4 protein-coding genes are annotated in these 3,929 nt (G+C 73.5%); all 4 read left to right on the forward strand.

Annotation, left to right across the window (positions count from 1 at the left end; translation table 11 throughout):
- Entirely contained in the window at positions 1-1,035 is a 1,035-nt protein-coding gene (locus PLL68_RS12890) for a LacI family DNA-binding transcriptional regulator (RefSeq protein ID WP_324534695.1), read from the forward strand.
- Positions 1,036-1,167: 132 nt separating this feature from the next.
- Positions 1,168-1,596, forward strand: coding sequence for a CBS domain-containing protein (locus tag PLL68_RS12895; RefSeq protein WP_324534697.1), 429 nt, complete (start codon positions 1,168-1,170; stop codon positions 1,594-1,596).
- A gap of 65 nt (positions 1,597-1,661) precedes the next feature.
- On the forward strand, positions 1,662-3,500 hold the full coding sequence (locus PLL68_RS12900; RefSeq protein WP_324534699.1) for a serine/threonine-protein kinase: 1,839 nt from the start codon (positions 1,662-1,664) through the stop codon (positions 3,498-3,500).
- Between the two features lie 25 nt (positions 3,501-3,525).
- Positions 3,526-3,929, forward strand: a 404-nt coding sequence (locus tag PLL68_RS12905; RefSeq protein WP_324534701.1) for a threonine/serine exporter family protein, incomplete at its 3' end; no start/stop codon positions are given.

A 3,929-nucleotide genomic window follows, 5' to 3' on the forward strand; every position in this document is an offset into this window, starting at 1 on the left:
GTGGCCGAGATCCGCTCTGCGCGACTCGCCGACATCGCCGCCCAGGCCGACGTCAGCGAGGCGACGGTCAGCCGCGTGCTGAACGACCGTCCCGGGGTGGCCGACTCCACCCGGCGCGCCGTGCTCACCGCCATCGACGTGCTCGGTTACGACCGCCCGGCCAGGCTGCGGCCGAAGTCGGCGCTGCTCGTCGGGCTCGTCATGCCCGAACTGGTCAACCCCATCTTCCCCGCGTTCGCCCAGGTCATCGAGACCGCGCTCGCCGCCGAGGGGTTCACCCCGGTGCTGTGCACCCAGACCCCCGGCGGGGTACACGAGGACGACTACGTGCAGATGCTCATCGACCGCGGCGTCTCCGGCATCATCTTCCTGTCCGGGCAGCACGCCGACGCGACCTCGGACCCCGCCCGCTACCAGGCCCTGCGCGAGCGTGGCCTGCCGATCGTGCTCGTCAACGGGTGGCTCCAGGGCATCGACGCCCCCTTCGTCTCCAACGACGACGTCGCCTCGATGGACCTCGCCGTGAGCCACCTCGCCCAGCTCGGGCACACCGAGATCGGCCTGGCCCTGGGGCCCGAGCGCTACACCCCCGTGATCCGCAAGGTGCAGGGGTTCGCCGCCGCCATGCACCAGCACCTCGGCGTCGAACAGGCGCACCTCGAGCAGCTGATCACCCACACGGTCTTCAGCCTCGAAGGGGGTGCGGCCGCGGCCGGTCGCCTCATCACCCGCGGTGCGACGGCCGTCATCTGCGGCTCCGACCTCATGGCCCTCGGAGCGATCCGCCAGGCGCGGTCCATGGGGCGCAGCGTGCCGGCCGACTTCTCGGTGGTCGGCTACGACGACTCCACGATGATGGCGTTCACCGACCCCCCGCTGACGACGATCCGCCAGTCCGTCGACGCCATGGGGGATGCCGCCGTGCGAGCGCTGCTCGACGACATCGCCGGGGAGGGACCCCCGTGCGCCGAGTACGTCTTTCGCCCTGAACTCGTGGTGCGCGGGTCGACGGGCGCGGCACCGCCGCACGGCTGACGGCATCCGGATGCCGTTCGCGTCGTTGCGCTGTGCGCGTTCGGTGTCATGGGCGTCGCCACTTCGGAATCAGTGGTCCGTCACGCGGTCAAGCACTGGCGCGTCGCCCCCGCGCGCACCTATCGTCGGCTCATGAGGATCTCGGACGTGGTCAGGCTCAAGGGTGGAGACGTCATCACGGTGCGTTCGGACGCCTCCGTGACCGAGTTGCTGGCGCTGCTCTCGGAGCACCGAATCGGTGCCGTCGTCGTCAGCGACGACGGTGAGACGGTGCACGGCATCGTCAGTGAGCGCGACATCGTGCGGCACCTGCACACCGACGGTGCGGCACTGCTCGACGCCCCGGTGCACCAGATCATGACGGCCGAGGTGCACACCTGCGTGCCCGAGGACAGCCTCGACGACCTCGAGTCGGCGATGACGGAGAAGCGGTTCCGCCACGTGCCGGTGCTCTCCGACGGCAAGCTCGTCGCGATCGTCAGCATCGGCGACGTCGTGAAGAACCGGATCGATGACCTCCAGGCCGAGCGCGACCAGCTGCGCACCTACATCCAGTCCTGACGCCGCCGGGTGCACCGGGTCGCGCATGCAGCGCAGACCCAGACTGAGCGCCTACCGTGGTCCCCATGACCGCCGACGCGATCGCCGACGGCCCCGTGCCCGACGATGCCGAAGAGCTCGAGGAACCCCGCGAACACACGCGCCTCGGGCAGTACCGCCTTGTCCAGCGCATCGGTGAGGGCGGGATGGGCGTGGTGCACCTCGCCCTGGACCGGCACGGTCGAGCGGTCGCCCTGAAGGTGCTGCGACCGCACATCGCCCTCGACCCGGATGCGCGGACCCGGCTCGCTCGGGAGGTCACCTCGCTCACCCGGGTGAGCAGCCCGTACGTCGCCCCGATCATCGACGCCGACGTCGAGGGCCCGCGGCCCTACATCGTGACGCGCTACGTCCCCGGCCCCTCGCTCGACGAGCAGGTCGCCGATCGGGGGCTCCTGCCACCGGCCGAGCTGCACCGCGTGGCCCACGGCCTCGCCGAGGCCCTCGACGCCATCCACGGCGCGGGCGTCATCCACCGTGACGTCAAGCCGGCGAACGTCCTCCTCGTCGACGGCGAACCCGTGCTCATCGACTTCGGCATCGCCCACGTCGCCGACGACGTCCGACTCACGATGGCTGGGTTGGTCATGGGAACGCCCGGCTACCTCGCCCCCGAGGTCATCAGCGGCCAGGACGTCACCGCAGCCACCGACTGGTGGGGGTGGGCCGCGACGACCGCCTTCGCCGCGGGCGGGGTGCCGCCGTTCGGCCGTGGGGCCATGAGCGCCGTGCTGGCCCGGGTGGCCCAGGGGGAGCCCGACCTGCGTGCCGTCGACCCGCGCATCGAACCCCTGCTCTACGCGGCGCTCGCGCCCGACCCGGCCCAGCGCCCGCACCACCACGAGGTCGTCGCGGCGCTCGAGAGCTACGCCCACGGCGCCCCGGCGACGGCGGCCATCGAGGTGCGCCGCGTGCGCCCGCAGACGCAGGTGCTCGCCATCGCCCCGACGAGCGTCATGCAGCCGGCGCCTCCCGCTGCGCCCGCGCCCGCGCCCGTGCCGCCACGGCCTCCCGCTGCGCCCGTGCTCGCACCGCCACCGCCGCAGTGGGCGTCCGCGCCGGTTCCCGCGCCGCCACCGCGGCAGTGGGCGCCCGCGCCGGTTCCTGCGCCGGTGCCCGCGCCGATGCAACCTCAGCCCGGCTACCGCCAGCACCTCCCTGCGCCAGCCCCGGTGCCGGGCCAGGTGGCTGGCCCGGTCCCGGAATCGGAGTCGGACTGGGATGCCGCTCGGCAGGGTCTGGGTCCCTACGCGGACCCCCGGATCGGTCGCCCGAGCCGGGCGGGCACCCTGCTCGCCCTGCTGGCGCTGCTCGGGGCGGTGTCGGCGGCCGCCCCGGTGGTGGCCGCGATGGCCCTGCTCGGCTGGATCGCTCTCGCGCGCACGGCTGACCGCTCGGTGACCTCCCTCGTCATGCGCCGTCACGAACGTGGAGCCCGCGGAAGCGATGTCGCCGTGGCCGTCGCGAGCAGCCCGTGGCACCTGGTCGTCGGCACGCTGGGTGCCCTGCTCACCGCGGTGCTCCCGCTGTTCGTGGGGCTGTGTGCCCTCTTCGCGACGGCGCTCGTGCTCGGGGTCGCGACCGGGGCCGATGTCAGCACGGGCCAGACCGTCCCCCTGGTGGCGGGCGGCGTCTTCGCGGGGCTCACGGCCTGGTGGGGGCCGGGCGGCGCCAGCCTCCGGCGGGGCAGCCGCAGCATCGTGCGCGGCATCTCGCCCGGGGAGACGATGCGTCAGGTCGTGGCGGCAGTCCTGCTCGTGGCCGCGGCCGGCATCCTCGCCGTGACGGTGACGGGTGACGGCGCGACCTGGTGGCCGCGCACCACCGCTCCCTCGTGGGTCGACACGGCGGTTCCGGCGCCGTGACGCCCGCGACGACGACGGTGACGCGATGACGACGCCCCCCAAACGGCATCCGGCCAGGGTGCCGGGCTGGCGTCGCGGCGGCTTTTTGGTGGGCGAGGAGCCGACCGAACCGATGCCGATGAACGACCTGCTGCGCGGAACGCCGTACCGCGACATCCGGGTCCCCGGTGAGGCGGCCGAGGACGCACAGGTCAGGCGCGCGCTCGACCTCGCCGCGCGGGTCGGCGAACTCATGCTGCGCTGTGGTGCGGGCGCCCCACAGGTCGTGGGCAGCGTCGCGGCGGTGGCGGCCGCGGCGGGCGTCGACGTCATCGAGGTCGACATCACCTTGCAGTCCCTGCTCGTCCAGGCCAGCAGCTCGAGCGGGCGACCGCACACCCTGCTGCGCGTCGTGCGGCGCACCCGGCACGACTACGCGCGCCTGGCCGC

The sequence above is a fragment of the Ornithinibacter sp. genome, from assembly GCF_035443565.1.
Lineage (GTDB): Bacteria > Actinomycetota > Actinomycetes > Actinomycetales > Dermatophilaceae > Fodinibacter.